Origin of the sequence: Arthrobacter sp. 9E16 (genome assembly GCF_002929435.1) — a bacterium.
GTDB lineage: Bacteria > Actinomycetota > Actinomycetes > Actinomycetales > Micrococcaceae > Arthrobacter_B > Arthrobacter_B sunyaminii.
The window spans coordinates 238,136-255,679 of sequence record NZ_PJIU01000003.1 but is presented as its reverse complement, the minus strand read 5'-3'; the positions used below and the strand labels follow the sequence as shown (position 1 = coordinate 255,679).

Below are 17,544 nucleotides of genomic sequence, written 5' to 3'. Positions count from 1 at the left end.
TCATCGGCGCAATACTGAAGGCTCACTTGGGAGGACAGATGACTGCAACCATCGAGACTGCACCTGCTTATCCGGCAGGCATTGCAGAATTGGCCGCACGCCTGCGCCGTGCAGAGCGGGATGGAACGCCGATTGAGCCGATCCGCGACCTGCTCGCAGACGGCGGCATCAGCGCGGCCTACGACGTCCAGCGGACCAACGAGGACGCCTGGATCGCCGAGGGCCGCCGCGTGGTGGGGCGCAAGATCGGGCTCACGTCACGGGCCGTACAGGCGCAGATGGGCGTGGACCAGCCGGACTTCGGCGTTCTCTTTGCCGACATGTGCCTGGCCGACGGCGAAGCGCTGGCTGCCGGGGCAGTCCTGCAGCCGCGGGTGGAAGCCGAAGTTGCCCTCGTCCTGAAAAGGGACCTCCCCGAGCCGGATACCACGCTCACCGAGCTGATCGCCGCCGTGGACTACCTGCTTCCGGCTATTGAGATTGTCGGGTCAAGAATCACCAACTGGGACATCTCCATCCTGGACACCATCGCCGACAACGCGTCCAGCGGCCAGATAGTGACCGGCACCAGGCCCGTCGCGCCGTCGTCAATTGACCTGGCGGCCGCCGGCATGGTCATGGAAGTCAACGGCAGCGTGGAATCAGTGGGCTCGGGCGCTGCCTGCCTGGGCCATCCCTACCGTGCCGCCCTCTGGCTGGTGAGGCGCATGGCGGAGCTGGAACGGCCGCTGAAGGCCGGCGAAATCCTGATGACCGGCGCCCTCGGCCCCATGGTCGCCTTTCCGCCCGGCGCCAACGCAGTAGTGAACATCCAGGGACTTGGACAGGTCCGCATCAAACATGAGGAGAAGTAGTGGGAACCAACGAACTCTGGCCGGTGGCCATCATCGGCTCCGGCAACATCGGAACCGATCTGATGATCAAGGTGCTCCGCGGGGCCAAGCGGCTGGAAATGGGCGCCATGGTGGGCATCGACCCGGAGTCCGACGGGCTCCGGCGCGCCGCCAGCATGGGCGTTCCCACTACTGCCGACGGCATCCAGGGCCTGCTTGAGATGCCGAACTTCAAGGACATCAAGGTGGTCTTCGATGCCACCAGCGCCTCCGCCCACCTCACCAACTGGGACCTGCTGAAGGACACCGGCGTCCGCGTGCTGGACCTGACACCGGCCGCCGTCGGCCCCTACTGCGTCCCCGTGGTGAACCTTGAGGACCATCTGGACGATGCCAACCTGAACATGGTCACCTGCGGCGGACAGGCCACGGTGCCCATGGTGGCTGCCGTCACGCGGGTGGCTCCGGTGCGCTACGCGGAGATCGTGTCCTCCGTTGCCTCCCGTTCCGCCGGTCCCGGCACCCGCGCCAACATCGACGAGTTCACCGAGACCACTTCCCGCGCCCTGGTTGAGGTCGGCGGTGCGGCCGAAGGCAAGGCCATCATCATCATGAACCCCGCCGAGCCGCCGATGATGATGCGGAACACGGTGTACTGCCTGGTCGACGGCGAAACGGACCATGCAGCCCTCGCGGCGTCGGTCAAAGCCATGGCCGCACAGGTGCAGGAGTACGTTCCCGGATACAAGCTCAAGCAGGAAGTGCAGTTTGAAACCTTCGGCCCGGAGAATGCCCTGCACATTCCGGGCACGGGCAGCTTCACCGGCACCCGGGTCACAGTGATGCTGGAAGTGACCGGCGCCGCGCATTATCTTCCCGCCTATGCGGGCAACCTGGACATCATGACCTCCGCCGCCATGGCCGTCGCCGAGCGGTGGGCCGAACGCGGCGGAGTACAAGAACAACACATCGCCGCGGCGATGCAGGAGGCATAACCATGAGCAGGCTCTACATCTCCGACGTCACCCTGCGTGACGGCATGCATGCCATCCGGCACCAGTACACGGTGGACCAGGCCGTCGCCATCGCCACCGCGCTGGACGCCGCCGGCGTCGCCTCCATCGAGGTTGCGCACGGCGACGGAATCAACGGTTCCTCCTGCGTGTACGGCTTCGGTGCCCACACGGACCTGGAATGGATTTCCGCGGTTTCGGGGGCCGTCAAACAGGCCAAGGTTGCCACGCTGGCGCTGCCCGGCATCGCCACCATCCACCATCTCAGGGACGCCAACAGCGCCGGAGCTTCGGTGGTGCGTGTGGCCACCCACTGCACCGAGGCCGATGTGTCCGCGCAGCACATCGGTGCCGCCCGCGATTTGGGCATGGACACCGTGGGCTTTTTGATGATGTCCCATATGAGTCCGCCTGCCGAACTCGCCAAGCAGGCAAAACTGATGGAAAGCTACGGAGCCACCTGCGTGTACGTTGTGGACTCCGGCGGAGCCCTGACCATGCCCGGCGTAGCCGAACGAGTTGATGCCTTCCGGCAGGTGCTGGATCCGGCCACTGAAATCGGCATCCACGCCCATGAGAACCTCTCGCTGTCGGTGGCGAACTCCCTCACCGCCGTGGAACACGGCGCCAACCGGGTGGACGCGTCCCTGGCCGGCATGGGAGCAGGAGCCGGAAATGCTCCGCTGGAGGCGTTTATTGCCGCTGCAGACAAGTTCGGGCTTGATCACGGCTGCAACCTGCCGGCGCTGATGGACGCCGCTGACGACCTGGTGCGCCCGCTGCAGGACCGCCCCGTCCGGGTGGACCGCGAGACCCTGTCGCTGGGCTACGCCGGGGTGTACTCCAGCTTTCTGCGGCACGCGGAAACGGCCAGCACCCGCTACGGCATCCCCACCACGGACATCCTGATGGAGCTGGGCAAGCGGCGCATGGTCGGCGGTCAGGAAGACATGATCGTGGACGTGGCTCTGGACCTGCTCGCTCAGAAGTAACCCCGTCCCACAGCATTTGGAAAGGAAACACAATGACCGAAATCAGCATGGAACAACAGCGGCCCCTCACGAGCGATCCGATGGTGTTCCGCAACGTGCTGGGCCACTTCCCCACCGGCGTGGTTCTGATTACGGGCATGGCTGAGGACGGCGAACCGGTGGGCATGATCGTGGGTTCCTTCACCTCGGTGTCGCTGGATCCGCCGCTGGTGGCGTTCCTGCCCACCGTTGCGTCGCAGACCTTCAGCAAGCTCCGCACCGCCGGTTCTTTCTGCGTCAATGTGCTGGCCGCGGACCAGGAGGACCTGTGCCGCCGCTTTGCCGGCAAGTCCGCTGACAAGTTCGACGGCTTGTCCTGGCGGCCGTCGCCGCTCGGCGCGCCGGTGCTGGACGGGGTGGTGGCCTACATCGACTGCACCTTCGATTCAATCAACGACGCCGGTGACCACTACATTGTCCTGGGCGCGGTCCATGAGCTGCAGGTGTGCAGCCCGGTGGCGCCGCTGCTGTTCTTCCAGGGCGGGTACGGACGGTTTGCCCCCATGTCGCTGAGCGCGCCTTTCGACGCGGACCTGATAGCCGGCGTTCGGCTGGCCGAGCGGGGACGGAACGAAATGGAGCGGCTCGCCGCCGAGCTGGGAGCCGAGTGCACAGCCATGGCCGTCATCAGCGATCAGCTGGCGGTCATAGTCGCCGCCGCCGGCACGGCTCCGGAACAGGACGATCGCCTCGGAGAACGCATTCCGCTGATGCCGCCCATGGGTGAACTCTGCCTGGCCTGGGAAGACCCGAAGACCATCGACCGCTGGCTCTCCCGTGCCCTGCCAAGCGACGAATGCACCCCGGACGAGTACCGGGGGCGCCTGGAAGCAGTGCGTCAGCGCGGCTGGTCCATCACCATGCGGGGCGGTTACCGGGACGAGCAGGTTTTCGAGGCCCTCCGCGAGTACTCCGCCGGCACCTACACCCCGGCCCAGGAACGCGAAATCCGCGAGATCATCTCCCGCACCTCCAACAGCTACGCTCCGGTGCAGCTGGAGGAAGGGCGGACGTACGACGTCGATTCCCTGCTCGCGCCCGTCTTTGACGCCGCCGGGAAGGTCCGGCTGGTGCTGCGCGTCGCCAATCTGCCCCGGAATGCAGAGGCGTCCCGGATCCAGGCACTGGCTCAGGAAATGCTGGCTGCGGCGCAGGCCATTGGTGCGGTAGCCGACGCCTGAGGTTCAGCGCCCGGCGGGAGCTGCCGATCCTGCCAGCAGCTTCTCAGCTGCCCGGTGCAGACCCACGGCCAACAGGTCAGCCAGCAGTCCCGGTTCCCAGGAGTGGGCGTCGATCTGCCTGCTGAGCATCAGGCCTTCCAGGAACCGGAAGAGGCACTCGGACAGATACTCCGCCAGCTCGGTGCGCTGTTCTTCGATTTCCGTGTCCGGCAGCACCGCGGAGAACCAGTCCGTCGTGATGCTCTGCATGTTCTCCATCACCGTCTCCAGGCTTTGCACGCCGGGGGAGGTTCGGTTGCCGTCCTGGAGCAGGAGCAGCAGGCCCAGCCGCAGGATCCCGGTTCCGGCGGCGGTCCCCTCGAGCACACCAAGGAGCTGGCCGCGAAGCGGCACCGTCCAGTCCCCCTGCGCCCGTTGCCCGGTCAGGTCCAGCCGGGCCGCTTCCCATTTCTGCACGGCTCCGGCCACCACCTCGGCCACGAGGTCGTCCTTGTCTTTGAAGAACCAGTAGAGCGAGCTGGCCGGCAACTCGGCGCGTTCGCAAACCCGGGCTACCGTGACGCCGTCGTACCCGAATTCGGCGATGATGTCCTCTGCAGCCTGCAGGAAGGCCCGGCGTCCGGTCTGCGTGCCGGCGCACTCCACGGCCTGTGCCGGTGGTTCCCCTTCAATGGCGATCGGGGCCTCCCCTGCCAGTTCCCCCAGACGGTCAGCCATCGCATCCACGGACAGTGCCAGCATCCAGGTGATGCGGTTCTCGTCGAATTGGCGCCCGGCATGCCGCCGGAGAAAGTAGCTGTCCCGGACCGCGAACGTGAGGCTGCCCAGCAGCACCGATCCTATCCCCCGATGCTCCATCTGCTCCGGCAGGCTGGGTCTCCACCAGCGGGCCAGCCAGTCGATGCTCTCCCGGCGAATCTCCAGGAACCTGTCCCTGGCCGGAGACTCCTCCGGAGGCCGGACCACAGCCATCTGCAGCCCGAAGCGCCAAAAGTCCTCACGGGGCCACTGGAAAATCTGCTCATACAACTCGGCGCTGCGGTCTTCGCCGGAAGAAAACTCCGGCCACGTGGGGATCGTCTGCAGGTGAGTGCCGATGGCATGTTCCAAGGCCGCTGCAATGAGTTGCTCCTTGTCCGAGAAGTGCCAGTAGATGGAGCTGGCGGACAAGCCGGTGGCTTTGCGGACCATGGAGATCCTGGTTCCCTCATAGCCGTGGCGGGCGGCGAGGCGCATGGTCTCTTCGAGGATCCGTTCGCGGGTCTGTTCACCCTGCCGGTTCTTCCGGTCCGTCTTGCGCTGCGCCACTACCCCACCCAATGTTCTCCGGTTCCAAACCCTTTTCGGCCTCGGCCCTCCATCCTTACACAGCACCGCCGGCTCGTCCGGGGCAATCCCGGCCAGCGATACCGTTTAGAACACTGACGCCCCGAGGTAGGGCAGCATGAGGGCCTTCTGGTCCGGGGCGATCCGCAGCAGCCGCCCGGAAGCGGCGTCGACAAAAGCGAGGGTGGTCTCCGCCTTGGCGCAGGTTTCCGCTGTTACGGGATCGCTGATGATGTAGGCGATGGTGAGGCTGGCCCCCTTCAGGGCGCTGATCCAGACGTCAATCTCGGCCGGGATGTTGCGGTAGGTCAGGGGCGAAAGGTACTTCACCCGGTGTTCCGCCACCAGCGCCTGGGTTCCCTCGGGCACGTTGTTGAAGAGTGCGACGACGGGTTCCCGCCCCGGCCCGCCGGTACCGCCGGGCGGGCCGAAGGCGTGGATCCGGGCTTCTTCGAGAATCCGCAGGATTTCCACGTTGTTCACGTGCCCGTAGGCGTCCATGTCCCCCCAGCGCATGCCGACGGAACACCGGATGACCTGCGGGGCTTTATTCATGGTTTGTTTCTAGCACAGGCTCCGGTTCTTACCGCCCCGGCACTTCAGCTGCGGCTGCACCGGCACGCCGGCCAAAGAACGTACCCTCGCCGAGGGAAGTGCCGCTGATGTACCCCTGTCCGTAGATCCCGGCGGTGGCGCGGCCGGCAGCGTAGAGACCGGGAACCGGTACCCCGGAGACGTCCAGCACTTCGCCGTCCGGCCCGGTTTGCAGTCCGCCGAGCGTGAAGACGCTCGCACCGCCTCCGCCGGCGGAACCCGATTCCGGTGCGGTCATGCCGCGGCGGACGTCGATGGCGGCAAACGGCGGCTCCAGGGGCCGCAGCCAGCGCTTGTTTTTGAAGAAGTACGGGTCCTCCCCCGCCGCCGCATGCCGGTTGTACTCGCGCACGGTTCCTGTCAGTGAACCCTCCGGCATACCCACTTCCTGTTCGAGTTCTTCGACGGTCTCCGCCGCGAAATGCGGAACCACGCCCCAGCGCTCCTGTTCCGGAACTTCCTCGTAGGCCTTCTCATCCAGGATGACCCAGACTGCCAGGTCCTGCTTGAACAGGGCGGCCTGTCCGAGCAGCCCGGGATACTGGTCTTCGTTGATGAACCGTTGCCCGACGGCATTGACCAGCATGCCGCGCACCACCAGCCCCGGGATCAGGGTGATTCCCACCTGGGCGGAGGACATCCGTGCAGTGCCGGCACCGAGCGCCTGGGCCATGCGGATTCCGTGTCCGTCATCGCCGCCGTCGCTGGTTACCCCCAGCCCGGCCAGCCGCGGGGCGTGCAGGGCCACCATCTCGGCGTTGTCCGCAAAGCCGCCCGTGGCCAGGATGACGCCGCGGCGGGCACGGTAGGTCACCGTCTTTCCGAAACGGGTGGCGACGACGCCGGCAACGGTACCGCCGTCGAGGATGAACTGCCCGGCATAGGTATCGGTGTGGACCGGGATGTCCGCCTCATCCACGGCCTCGGCCAGGACCTTCATCAACACCTTGCCGCCGTAACCTTCCGAGGTAACCCGGTGGCCGCGCGGTGCCGGCTTTGCCAGGGCAGCAAAGGGCATGGCGTTTTCGCCCAGCCACATCAGTCCGTCATCGGTGGGCGGCACCCAGGACGGGCTGTCCCACAGCGAGGGCTTGAACGGGACGCCGAGGCTGCTCAGCCACTCGTAGTGCTCCAGGCTGCCCTCGCAGTAGAGGCGGATTTTCTCGGCGTCGGCGTTTGGCCCCAGTGCCGCCAGCAGGTAGGCCTCCATATCCCCCGCAGTATCGGTGAACCCGCAGGCCTGCTGGATCGGCGTGCCGCCGCCCAGATAAATCTCACCGCCGGAATGGGCTGACGAGCCGCCTCCCCCGCCCGCCCGCTCCAGGAGAATTACCTCGGCACCCAGCGCCCGCGCTTCGAGCGCAGCTGCGGCACCGGCGCAGCCGTAACCGATCACCAGCACGTCCGTCTCGTAATCCGCCGGGTCCGCCTCGCGGGAGTCCACCGGTCCTGCAGCTTTTTGCGCGCTCATCCTCGAGCCCCTTCGTTTGGCCATTCGTAGGGCTACTTAGGCACACGAAGGAGGAACACGTCCGCGCCAGTCCCGGCCAGCGGGACCGGCGGGGCCGGGCGCCGGAGGCCTGCCGGTCCCCGGCAGCCTTAGGCCCGGACCAAGTTAGGCCCGGACCAGCTCCGTCACTGAAGCCAGCAGCTCGAACGAGTGGAGCCGTGATTCGAGGGTGGGGGTCTGGGTGGCCACGATCAGCTCATCGGCATCGGCGTGGGTGCTGAACCAGTCCAGGTAGTCGCGGACCTCTGCCGGCGTACCCACAGCGGAATAACGTCCCATCTGCTTGACCTGCTGCCCGCCCGGGGATTCCAGGATCATGTCAGCTTCCTCGGGCGTGAAGGTCCGGTCCCGGCCAAAGAGCTGGGTGACGCGGCGGCGCTGACCGTCGGTGAACATCTGCTGCGCTTCTTCGGAGGTGTCCGCGGCAATGACGTTGACGCCGGCGATGACGTACGGCTCGGCCAGCTGTTCCGAGGGACGGAAGTCGCGGCGGTAGATGGCTACGGCATCCTGCAGTGCCTGCGGGGCAAAGTGCGAGGCGAACGAGTAGGGCAGCCCCAGGGCGGCGGCGAGCTTCGCGCCAAACAGGGACGAGCCCAGAATGTACAGCGGCACGTTGGTGCCCTTGCCGGGGGTGGCGTCGATGCCGGGGATCAGCGTGTTGCCGGTGAGGTAGCCCTGCAGTTCCTGCACATCCTGCGGAAAGCTGTCCGAGGACATGGGATCGCGGCGCAGGGCGCGCATGGTCTTCTGGTCGCTGCCGGGGGCGCGGCCCAGGCCCAGGTCAATCCGGCCGGGGAAGAGTGTCTCCAGGGTGCCGAACTGCTCCGCAATGGTCAGCGGGGCGTGGTTGGGCAGCATTACCCCGCCGGCACCGAGCCGGATGTTCTCCGTGTGGGCGGCAATGTAGCCCACCAGCACGCTGGTGGCCGAGGATGCGATGGTGGGCATGTTGTGGTGCTCGGCGTACCAGATGCGGGTGTAGCCCAGCTTCTCGGCGTGCTGTGCCAAGGCGAGGCTGGAGGCGAAGGAGTCGCGTGCGGTTTCGCCCTCGTCAATGATGGCAAGATCGAGGATCGACAGCGGAACAGTCATGTGGGTTTTCGGCCTTTCGTTGCACGTTGCACCCTGCCGGCTGTTTGCCCGGGCACTTCTGGTGCAACAGCGGAGGGCACGCTCTTATTTCACGCGCTCCTTTTCATGCCGCAGCCCGCCTGCCGCCGCCTGCCTGCCGCCGTTTACCTCATCCGCCGCCGCGGCGGCGGACCAGATACCGGGCGAGACGGTCAAAGGAAGAGTTCCAGCCGCTCTGGTGTCCGTCCAGATCACGCCGGTCGGAGAAGGGTCCCTGCCGGAACGTCATGCGCGTTCCATCGTGATGCGCGCTCAGGTCCACCGTGATCAGGGTTTCCGGGCTCGACGGCGTTCCGTCCGGAGACTGCCACTGCTGTGTCATGGCCAGCCGGCGGGGAGGCTCCAGGTCCCGCAGGGTTCCGCCCCACCACAGCTCATCCCCGGTCAGGGTGTTCACCATGCAGGCACGGTAGGTTCCGCCCACGCGGTTGTCGATGCTCACCCGATCCGGCGGCACAATAAAGCCCTCGGGTCCCCACCAGTCCGTGGCATGCGCCAGATCTGCCCAGGCATCGTAAACAGCCTGCTGCGGGACCGGGAAATCCCGCACCATCAACAGCTCATTCTCTGCTCCCTGCGGTGACACCGGATCAGCCATGACAGTCCTCTCGGTTCCGCCCGAATCTGTCTTCAAGTGTGGTCCGCTGCATGCCGGCGTGGCCAGACCGCTGCGGCAAACGGGAACCGGCGGCGGAATTCCACCGGACCCGGTTCCGGTGAATAGCCCGTCCGCGGCACAATGGCCTGCATGGATGCCAGCGGAACATCACAGGCCGGAAGCGCGGACAGATCAAAGGACGACGTCGGGCCGCGCCTGGAGGCAGCCATCCTGGCCTTGCTCGCTGCCCGGGCGGACACCGCCACCATCTGCCCTTCGGACGCGGCCCGGGCGGTGGCCCCGGACAATTGGCGGCCGCTGATGGATCCGGCCCGCAGTGCGGCGGCCAAGCTGGTGGCCAGCGGCGACGTCGAGATCACCCAGGGCGGCGGCGTCGTCGATCTTTCCACGGCCCGCGGACCGATCCGCATCCGCCGCAGACGCTGAGGCTAGCCCTGCTGCTTGAGCTCAATCTCGATGAACGCGAATTCAGTGTCGGTTTTGTTGATCACGTTGTGCTCGGCCCCGGCATCCCGGGCATAGGAGGCACCCACCACCAGGTCCTTGGTGACCTGTTCCTCAGCGGTCTCATAGCTCATGTGGCCATCAATGGTGGGTACCACCACATAGTCCAGTTCATGGCGGTGCCAGCCCGTTTGGGTCCCCGGCGGAAAACGCCATTCGGTCACACGGATGCGGGCATTGTCGATCTGTACGGAAGCTACGGCCTGGCCGTAGACCGAGGTGGTCGAAGTCATGGGGAAAACCTACCCCAGCACCGGCGGTTGCCGAAGGATGTTAAGCGATGGCCTGCTTCGTTCACCCTGCCGCCGAGAGCGACCGCAGCTGCCGCAGGAGCACCGCCACGTGCAGTGAGGTCCGGGATTCGGGATCTTCCAGGGACACCCCCAGCTTCGCTTCCAGCCGTTCCAGCCGGGCGTACAGGGTAGGGCGGCTTAGGTAACCGCGGCGGGCCAGCTCCGTTTTGTTGCCTCCGCATTCAAGAAATTTCTGCAGCAGTGCCAGGTCCTCCCCCGCGCCATCCTCCAGGATGCCGCTCAGCTCGGTGTCGGCAAACGTGACGGCCCGCGGATCTTCGCGCAGCAGGGCCAGCAGTCCCCTGAGCCGGACGTCGGTGGATCGGAAGTACCGTCGGGTCCCGGCGGACAGGGTTCCCGCTGTCTGCGCCACGTGGGCAGCCTCATCAAGGCCGGCGGCGGCATCCGAGAGAGCAGAACAGGCACGTCCAGCCCCGGCGGTCCAGGTCAGCGGTTCGGCGGCTTCCGCGGATCGTTCGGCCAGCACCCCGCAGATGCGCTCCAGCACACTGTCCTCGAGCAGCCGGGCCGGCAGGGCCAGCAGTACTGCCACCTGGCCGGTCTGCACAGCGGCAGCCAGCGCAGTATTCCGGGTGGAGGACAGGACACTGTCCAGCATTTCGAGCAACGCGCGCTCTTTGCGCTGCATGGACATGGGATCCTGGCCCGCACCTGCTTCCAGATGCAGCACCAGCGGAAGGTAGGCCGGGGAAGGTTTCAACCCCAGCGCCTCCGCCCGGGTTCGGGCCTCGGCTTCATCGGGCACCCGCGGCGAGCGCAGTTCATGGATCAGGCCGGCTTGGGCCTGCTGCGACAAGCCTGCCTGGTCGCGCTCGGCCAGCCGGTTGATGGACAGTGCCTGGCCGGCACGTTCCAGCACCATGGATGCCTCCGCCGCGGCGGCTTCCGACGCAACCGGAAGACCGGGGATCACCAGGCGGCCCCAGTGCTGGCTGCCCAGCCCCACCGGCGCCTGCAGCCACGCTGCGTCCGCTGCCGCCGGAGAATTCCCCTCTGCTAAACCGGAACGGTGCACCGCGCGGGAACGGCGCTGCCAGTCCCGCAGCAGATCCTTTGGCGGTACCGGCCCCGGTGCAAAAGCCACCACCAGGTGCGAGCTGTCTTCCAGGACCACCGGAGAGTCCAGCAGCTGCGCTGCCCGGTCCACAATCTCCTGGACGCCGGCGCTTTGCAGGCTCAGCATGGTGAACACCTCGTGGACCTCCCGTGCCCGGGCCACCTGTTCAAACTGCCGGGCCACGATGCGCCGGTGCACCACCTCGGTGACCTCCACGAATCGGATCCGCCGGTGCAGCCGAATCACCGGCAGCCGGGCACCGGCGGCAGCAGTGGTCAAAGCCGCCGCGTCCGCCGGCCGGTCCCCGGTGAGCTCCACGATCACGCCCGCCGCTCCGGCAGCCTCCAGCCCGGCCAGATAGTCCGCCGCAGCCGCAGCCGAATCCCCGAAAGCCAGGCCCGTGGTGAGCACCAGCTCCCCGCCCTCCAACAGATCGGCCAGGTTGCGCAGTTCCGCGACATGAACCCAGCGCACCGGGCGCTCCAGCAGTTCCCTCCCCGCGAGCACTTCCGGCGCCCCCGCGCGCATCACGTCCAGTTCCAGCACTGCGGCCACCGTCAGCATCATGCCGCGAGTCTAGGCCGGTTCCGGGTGCGCGTCCTTACAAACCGTAAAGATTGCGCCAGATTTCCTGACATGTTGGCAATGGTTTCGCGGGGCCTCCCACGGCAGGATGGTGCCACTTCCGTTTCGCGTTCCACCCACAGGAGCAGGCATGCAGACCACTCAGCACTGGATCAACGGCACTTTCACTAAACCGGCCGACAGCCGGCTGGCCGACGTCACCAATCCGGCCACGGGCAAGGTCACGTCCCAGGTGGCCCTGGCCTCCGCGGAGACGGTCAACGACGCCGTCGCCGCGGCAACGGCGGCTTTCCCGCTTTGGCGCGACACGTCGCTGGCCCGCCGCGTGCAGATCCTCTTCACCTTCCGCGAGCTCCTGAACGCCCGCAAGCCGGAGCTGGCAGCGATCATCACCGCTGAGCACGGCAAGGTGCTCGACGACGCCCTCGGCGAGATCAGCCGCGGCCAGGAAGTCGTGGAATTCGCCTGCGGCATCCCGCACCTGCTCAAGGGCGGCTACACCGAAAACGCCTCCACCAACGTGGACGTGCATTCCCTGCGCCAGCCGGTGGGTCCGGCCGCCATCATCAGCCCTTTCAATTTTCCGGCCATGGTGCCCATGTGGTTCTTCCCGGTCGCCATCGCGGCCGGCAACACCGTCGTCGTCAAGCCCAGCGAAAAAGATCCGACCGCGGCGAACTGGATGGCGGAACTGTGGAAGGAAGCGGGCCTGCCGGACGGCGTCTTCAACGTGGTCCACGGTGACAAGGAAGCGGTGGACACCCTGCTGCACCACCCGGACATCAAGTCCGTCTCCTTCGTCGGCTCCACGCCCATTGCCCAGTACGTCTACCGTGAGGCCACGGCCGCCGGAAAGCGCGTCCAGGCCCTGGGCGGCGCCAAGAACCACATGATTGTCCTGCCCGACGCCGACCTGGACCTGGCCGCCGACGCCGCCGTCAACGCGGGCTTCGGGTCCGCCGGCGAGCGCTGCATGGCCATCTCCGCGCTGGTTGCCGTCGAGCCGGTTGCCGATGAGCTGGTGGCCAAGATCGCCGAGCGCACCCGTACGCTGCGCGTCGGGGACGGGCTGCGCGGCGCCGATATGGGGCCGCTGGTGACCGCTGCCCACCGCGACAGGGTGGCCGGCTACATCGACGCCGGCGCTGCCGCCGGCGCCGGCGTGGTGGTGGATGGCCGGGACGTGGCGCCCGACGCCGAGGGCGAGGGGTTCTTCCTCGGCCCGACCCTGTTCGACCGGGTCACCCCGGACATGTCCATCTACACCGATGAAATCTTCGGCCCGGTGCTTTCCGTCATTCGGGTCGAAAGCTACGACGAGGCGCTGGCACTGATCAATGCCAACCCCTACGGCAACGGCACCGCCATCTTCACCAACGACGGCGGCGCCGCCCGGCGCTTCGAGAACGAGGTGGAGGTGGGAATGGTGGGCATCAACGTGCCCATCCCCGTGCCCATGGCCTATTACTCCTTCGGCGGCTGGAAGAATTCGCTCTTCGGCGACTCGCACGCACACGGCACCGAGGGAGTGCACTTCTTCACCCGCGGGAAGGTGGTCACCACCCGCTGGCTGGATCCCAGCCACGGCGGCTTGAACCTCGGCTTCCCGCAGAACGCCTAAGACCCAGGAGGACTACCGAACATGAACACCACCACCGAATCCACAGTCACCGAAGCGGAACTCGCCGCGGGCCGACACGCCTATGAGCTGGACCGCGAGCACGTCTTCCATTCCTGGTCCGCGCAGAAGCAGATCAAGCCCATGACGGTGATCCGTGCAGAGGGGTCCCACGTATGGGACGGCGAGGGCCGGAAGCTGCTGGACTTCTCCTCGCAGCTGGTCAACACCAATATCGGCCATCAGCACCCCAAGGTGGTCGCCGCCATCCAGGAGCAGGCCGGCAAGCTCTGCACCATCGCCCCGCAGTACGTCAACGACGCACGCTCGAAAGCGGCCCGGCTGGTTTCGGAACTGACACCGGGGAATCTGGACACAATTTTCTTCACCAACGGCGGAGCCGACGCCATTGAGCACGCCGTCCGCATGGCCCGACTGCACACGGGACGCTACAAGGTCCTCTCCGCCTACCGGTCCTATCACGGCGGCACGGCACTGGCAGTGAACGTCACCGGGGATCCCCGCCGGATTCCCAACGACTACGGCATTGCCGGCACCGTCCATTTCCATGCCCCGTTCCTCTACCGGTCCCAGTTCCACGCCACCACCGAGCAGGAGGAATGCCGGCGGGCCCTGGACCATCTGGAAACCATCATCCAGCTGGAGGGGCCGTCCGCGTTTGCCGCCGTGGTGCTGGAGTCCATTCCCGGCACCGCCGGGATCATGGTTCCGCCGCCCGGATATCTGGCCGGGGTCCGTGAACTGACCCGCCGCTACGGCATCATGTTCATTGCCGATGAGGTGATGGCCGGTTTCGGCCGCTCCGGCAAGTGGTTCGCCGTCGAACACGGCGGGGATGTGGTGCCGGACCTGCTCACCTTCGCCAAGGGCGTGAACTCGGGTTACGTGCCGCTGGGCGGCGTGGCCATCTCCGATGAAATTGCCGCGACCTTTGCGGACACGGCATACCCCGGCGGGCTGACCTACTCCGGACATCCGCTGGCCTGCGCTGCGGCGGTGGCCACCATCGGCGCCATGCGCGAAGAGGGGATGGTGGAAAACGCCGCACGCCTGGGCGACGCCGTGTTCGGACCCGGGCTGGCGGAAATGGCTGCCAGGCACCAAAGCGTGGGCGAAGTCCGCGGCACCGGCGCCTTCTGGGCCATTGAACTCGTCAAGAACCCTCAGACCCGGGAGCCGCTGGCACCCTACGGCGGCTCCAGCCCGGAGATGAACACGCTGATCGCGGCCTGCAAGGACCGCGGGCTGCTGCCCTTTGCCAACTTCAACCGCCTCCACGTGGTTCCGCCGCTGAACGTCACCGATGAGGAAGCCCGCACGGGACTGGACATCATCGATGACGTCCTGGGCATCGCCGACACCTTCGTGACCGGCTAACCGACCCGGGTGCCCCTTGTTTGGTCAGCGGCGTGTTCCGGGACGCGCCGCTGACCGGGGTGGTTTCGGTCCCGCTGAATTCCCTGATTTCACCGCTCACTGTGACGCTTGGCATACTTGGTGGGGCCTTCGGGCTCCAACCGCGATACGTAACCAGAGTGAACGGCTAACAACACTATGACTGACCAGACGTACAAACTGATCGCCATGGCGATTTACATGCTCGCCATGCTGGCGATCGGTTGGTGGGCCTACCGGCGTACCACCGACCTCGACGACTACATGCTGGCCGGCCGGGATTTGAAGCCCGGCGTCGCAGCCCTCAGCGCCGGCGCGTCGGACATGTCCGGCTGGCTGCTGATGGGTTTGCCCGGCGCCATCTATGTCTCCGGCCTGGTGGAGGGCTGGATCGCCGTCGGCCTCACCGCCGGCGCCTGGCTGAACTGGAAGTTCGTGGCTCCCCGCCTGCGCTCCTACACTTTGGTCTCCAACAACTCCATTACGGTGCCCAGCTTCCTCGAGAACCGGCTGAAGGACCGTTCCCGGATCCTGCGCGTGGTCTCCGGGGTCATCATCCTGGTGTTCTTCACGTTCTACGTCTCCTCCGGCATGGTGGCCGGCGGCGTCTTCTTTGAGAGTTCCTTCGGCTCCTCCTACCTCGTGGGCATGCTGATCGTCGCCGGCGTGACCATCGCGTACACGCTCTTCGGCGGCTTCCTGGCCGCGAGCTACACCGACGTTGTCCAGGGCCTGATGATGCTCGCTGCCCTGATCCTCGTTCCGCTGGTGGGCCTGGGCCAGGTTGGCGGCTTCGGCGGCATGACCGACTCCCTCCGCGAGATTAACCCGGACATGCTGGATCCGATCGCCGGCGGCACCGCCGTCGGTATCATCTCGGCGCTTGCGTGGGGCCTGGGCTACTTTGGCCAGCCGCACATCATTGTCCGTTTCATGGCACTGCGCTCCCCCAAGGATGCCGTGGCCGGCCGCCGGATCGGTGTGGGCTGGATGCTGCTGACCGTGATCGGCGCCTTGATGACCGCACTGATCGGTGCTGCCTACTTCCAGCAGAACAACCTCACCCTGAGCGATCCCGAAGCCGTGTTCCTGGAGCTCTCTCTGATCTTCTTCCACCCGCTGGTGGCCGGTTTCGTTCTCGCCGCAGTCCTGGCAGCGATCATGAGCACCATTTCCTCGCAGCTGATCGTCACGTCCTCGGCCCTGGTGGAGGACCTCTACAAGATCGTGCTCAAGCGCGATGCTTCCCCGGGCTCCATGGTGCTGCTGGGCCGCATGGGCGTGCTGGTGGTCTCGGTGATCTCGATCCTGATCGCCGTGAGCCGCAACGCTTCCATCCTGGAACTGGTGGGCTTTGCCTGGGCCGGCTTCGGCGCCGCCTTCGGCCCGACCATCCTGCTGGCCCTGTTCTGGCGCAAGCTCACCACCGCCGGCGCCCTGACCGGCATGATCGCCGGCGCAGTCACTGCATTCCTCTGGGGCACCCTGGAAATGCCCGGCATCCTGGGCGACGTGTACGAAATCATTCCCGGCTTCCTGATCAACCTGCTGCTGACCGTCATTGTCAGCCGGGTCACCTTCAAGCCCTCAGCTGAGATCGACGCCGAATTCGACGACGCCGTGCGAATTTCCAAGGGCGACGGCGAACCGGCAGCGACCGTCCCCGCCTAGTTCCGCGGGACCCCGCGGGATCAGCTGCTGCGTCCACGGGAACGAGCACCCTCACCGGCTACACACCGAGTTTGGTGAGGGTGTTCCGCAGGGTCTCGGCGGAGTCCTGGAACTGCCGGGCCTCCGTCTCGTCCAGCGGCATTTCCAGCATGCCGTAGACGCCGTTGATGCCAACTATTGAGGGCAGGGACAGCGCGACGCCCTCAATGCCGTAGGCGCCCTGCATGATCGCCGACACCGGCAGCACCGCGTTCTCCGCCTGCATAATGGCTTCCACAATCCTGATTCCGGCCAGCCCGATGGCGTAGTTGGTGGCGCCCTTGCCCTCAATGACCTGGTAGGCGGCCGTCACCACGTCATGGGTGACCGCGTCCAGATACTCCTGGGTGAAAACCTGCCGGCCGCTGATTTTCCAGTCCCGAATCGGCACCGGACCAATGGAGGCGCTGGACCACACCGGAAACTCCGAGTCCCCGTGCTCACCGATGATGGTGGCGTGCACGCTGGTCATCAGCACGTGCGCCTCCCGGGCCAGCAGCAAACGCAGCCGGGAGGTGTCCAGCACGGTGCCGGAGGAGAAAATCCGGTTCCACGGAAGGCCGGAGGCCTTCTGGGCCGCCACGGTCAGCACGTCACAGGGGTTCGTGACGACGACGTACACGGCGTCCGGCGCCTGTTCCATCAGCTGCGTCATCAGGTTTTGAATGATCCCGACGTTGACCCCGGCCAGGTCAAGCCTCGATTGCCCCGGCTTCTGCCGCGCCCCGGCCGTAATCACGATGACGTCCGATCCTGCCAGCGCCTCGATATTTCCGCCGCCGGTCACCGTGTTTGCGCCGGTGAACTGCGTGCCGTGGGCCAGGTCCAGCCCCTCGGCTTCGGCCCTGACGGCGTCAATGTCGTAGATCGCAATTTCCCGTGCCGCGTCCCGGATAAGGGCGGCGTAGGCGAGGGATGTTCCCACGCTTCCCGCCCCCACGATTCCCAGTTTGGTCACGGGCCGGGTGGTGATGTTGGCCATTGCAGAGCCTCGCTCACATAGGTTTGGATCCCCTTTTCAGCAATGGTAGGCGCGGGTCCGGTGCAGGGGAACGGCCGGAGCATCCGCGGGCTTCGGTTCATGGGGACTAGCTTGTTC

General features: G+C 66.3%; 16 protein-coding genes. 8 read left to right on the top strand and 8 right to left on the bottom strand.

Annotation, left to right across the window (positions count from 1 at the left end; all coding sequences use genetic code 11):
- Positions 1-38 precede the first annotated feature (38 nt).
- Genes CXR00_RS13505 through CXR00_RS13490 form a run of 4 tightly spaced genes read left to right on the top strand, consistent with a single transcriptional unit; the run spans position 39 to position 4,058 of the window.
- Complete coding sequence (locus CXR00_RS13505) at positions 39-854, top strand: 2-keto-4-pentenoate hydratase (protein WP_104055080.1); 816 nt, start codon at positions 39-41, stop codon at positions 852-854.
- A complete protein-coding gene (locus tag CXR00_RS13500; protein WP_258060467.1) occupies positions 854-1,828 on the top strand; it encodes an acetaldehyde dehydrogenase (acetylating) in 975 nt (324 codons plus the stop codon). The genes CXR00_RS13505 and CXR00_RS13500 overlap by 1 nt, the downstream gene beginning before the upstream one ends.
- A 2-nt stretch (positions 1,829-1,830) precedes the next feature.
- Positions 1,831-2,838, top strand: a complete 1,008-nt coding sequence (gene dmpG / locus CXR00_RS13495) for a 4-hydroxy-2-oxovalerate aldolase (protein ID WP_104055079.1) — start codon at positions 1,831-1,833, stop codon at positions 2,836-2,838.
- A 32-nt stretch (positions 2,839-2,870) separates the two neighbouring features.
- Positions 2,871-4,058: a flavin reductase gene (locus tag CXR00_RS13490; protein WP_104055078.1), complete on the top strand. Its 1,188-nt coding sequence runs from the start codon at positions 2,871-2,873 to the stop codon at positions 4,056-4,058.
- Positions 4,059-4,061: 3 nt separating this feature from the next.
- Here the strand turns inward: CXR00_RS13490 and CXR00_RS13485 are convergent, their stop codons facing one another.
- The 5 genes from CXR00_RS13485 to CXR00_RS13465 form a co-directional block, all read right to left on the bottom strand.
- Entirely contained in the window at positions 4,062-5,366 is a 1,305-nt protein-coding gene (locus tag CXR00_RS13485; protein WP_104055077.1) for a TetR/AcrR family transcriptional regulator, read from the bottom strand.
- Between the two features lie 105 nt (positions 5,367-5,471).
- Positions 5,472-5,939, bottom strand: coding sequence for a thioesterase family protein (locus CXR00_RS13480; RefSeq protein ID WP_258060465.1), 468 nt, complete (start codon positions 5,937-5,939; stop codon positions 5,472-5,474).
- A gap of 28 nt (positions 5,940-5,967) precedes the next feature.
- A complete protein-coding gene (locus CXR00_RS13475) occupies positions 5,968-7,449 on the bottom strand; it encodes an FAD-dependent oxidoreductase (RefSeq protein ID WP_181032563.1) in 1,482 nt (493 codons plus the stop codon).
- Positions 7,450-7,593: 144 nt separating this feature from the next.
- Positions 7,594-8,583 carry an LLM class flavin-dependent oxidoreductase gene (locus tag CXR00_RS13470; protein WP_104055075.1) on the bottom strand — a complete coding sequence of 330 codons (990 nt, stop codon included), beginning with the start codon at positions 8,581-8,583 and terminating at the stop codon, positions 7,594-7,596.
- 148 nt (positions 8,584-8,731) lie between these two features.
- Positions 8,732-9,220, bottom strand: a complete 489-nt coding sequence (locus CXR00_RS13465) for an SRPBCC domain-containing protein (protein WP_104055074.1) — start codon at positions 9,218-9,220, stop codon at positions 8,732-8,734.
- Between the two features lie 150 nt (positions 9,221-9,370).
- On the opposite strand from CXR00_RS13465, the gene CXR00_RS13460 reads away from it, so the two are divergent.
- Positions 9,371-9,667 carry a DUF3253 domain-containing protein gene (locus tag CXR00_RS13460; protein ID WP_104055477.1) on the top strand — a complete coding sequence of 99 codons (297 nt, stop codon included), beginning with the start codon at positions 9,371-9,373 and terminating at the stop codon, positions 9,665-9,667.
- A gap of 2 nt (positions 9,668-9,669) precedes the next feature.
- On the opposite strand, the gene CXR00_RS13455 is transcribed toward CXR00_RS13460, so the two are convergent.
- Both CXR00_RS13455 and CXR00_RS13450 read right to left on the bottom strand, forming a co-directional pair.
- Positions 9,670-9,978 carry a cupin domain-containing protein gene (locus CXR00_RS13455; protein WP_104055073.1) on the bottom strand — a complete coding sequence of 103 codons (309 nt, stop codon included), beginning with the start codon at positions 9,976-9,978 and terminating at the stop codon, positions 9,670-9,672.
- Between the two features lie 61 nt (positions 9,979-10,039).
- Positions 10,040-11,683 (bottom strand): PucR family transcriptional regulator ligand-binding domain-containing protein, encoded by a 1,644-nt coding sequence (locus CXR00_RS13450; protein ID WP_104055072.1) that lies wholly within the window; start codon positions 11,681-11,683, stop codon positions 10,040-10,042.
- Positions 11,684-11,831: 148 nt separating this feature from the next.
- On the opposite strand from CXR00_RS13450, the gene CXR00_RS13445 reads away from it, so the two are divergent.
- The 3 genes from CXR00_RS13445 to putP all read left to right on the top strand — a co-directional run bounded on the left by CXR00_RS13445 (position 11,832) and on the right by putP (position 16,406).
- A complete protein-coding gene (locus CXR00_RS13445) occupies positions 11,832-13,322 on the top strand; it encodes a CoA-acylating methylmalonate-semialdehyde dehydrogenase (RefSeq protein ID WP_104055071.1) in 1,491 nt (496 codons plus the stop codon).
- A gap of 21 nt (positions 13,323-13,343) precedes the next feature.
- The gene (locus CXR00_RS13440; protein ID WP_104055070.1) at positions 13,344-14,717 is read left to right on the top strand and encodes an aspartate aminotransferase family protein; all 1,374 of its coding nucleotides are present in this window, start codon (positions 13,344-13,346) and stop codon (positions 14,715-14,717) included.
- A gap of 177 nt (positions 14,718-14,894) precedes the next feature.
- Positions 14,895-16,406, top strand: a complete 1,512-nt coding sequence (gene putP, locus CXR00_RS13435; protein WP_104055069.1) for a sodium/proline symporter PutP — start codon at positions 14,895-14,897, stop codon at positions 16,404-16,406.
- Positions 16,407-16,464: 58 nt separating this feature from the next.
- Here the strand turns inward: putP and CXR00_RS13430 are convergent, their stop codons facing one another.
- Positions 16,465-17,427 (bottom strand): L-lactate dehydrogenase, encoded by a 963-nt coding sequence (locus CXR00_RS13430; RefSeq protein WP_104055068.1) that lies wholly within the window; start codon positions 17,425-17,427, stop codon positions 16,465-16,467.
- Between the last annotated feature and the right edge of the window lie 117 nt (positions 17,428-17,544).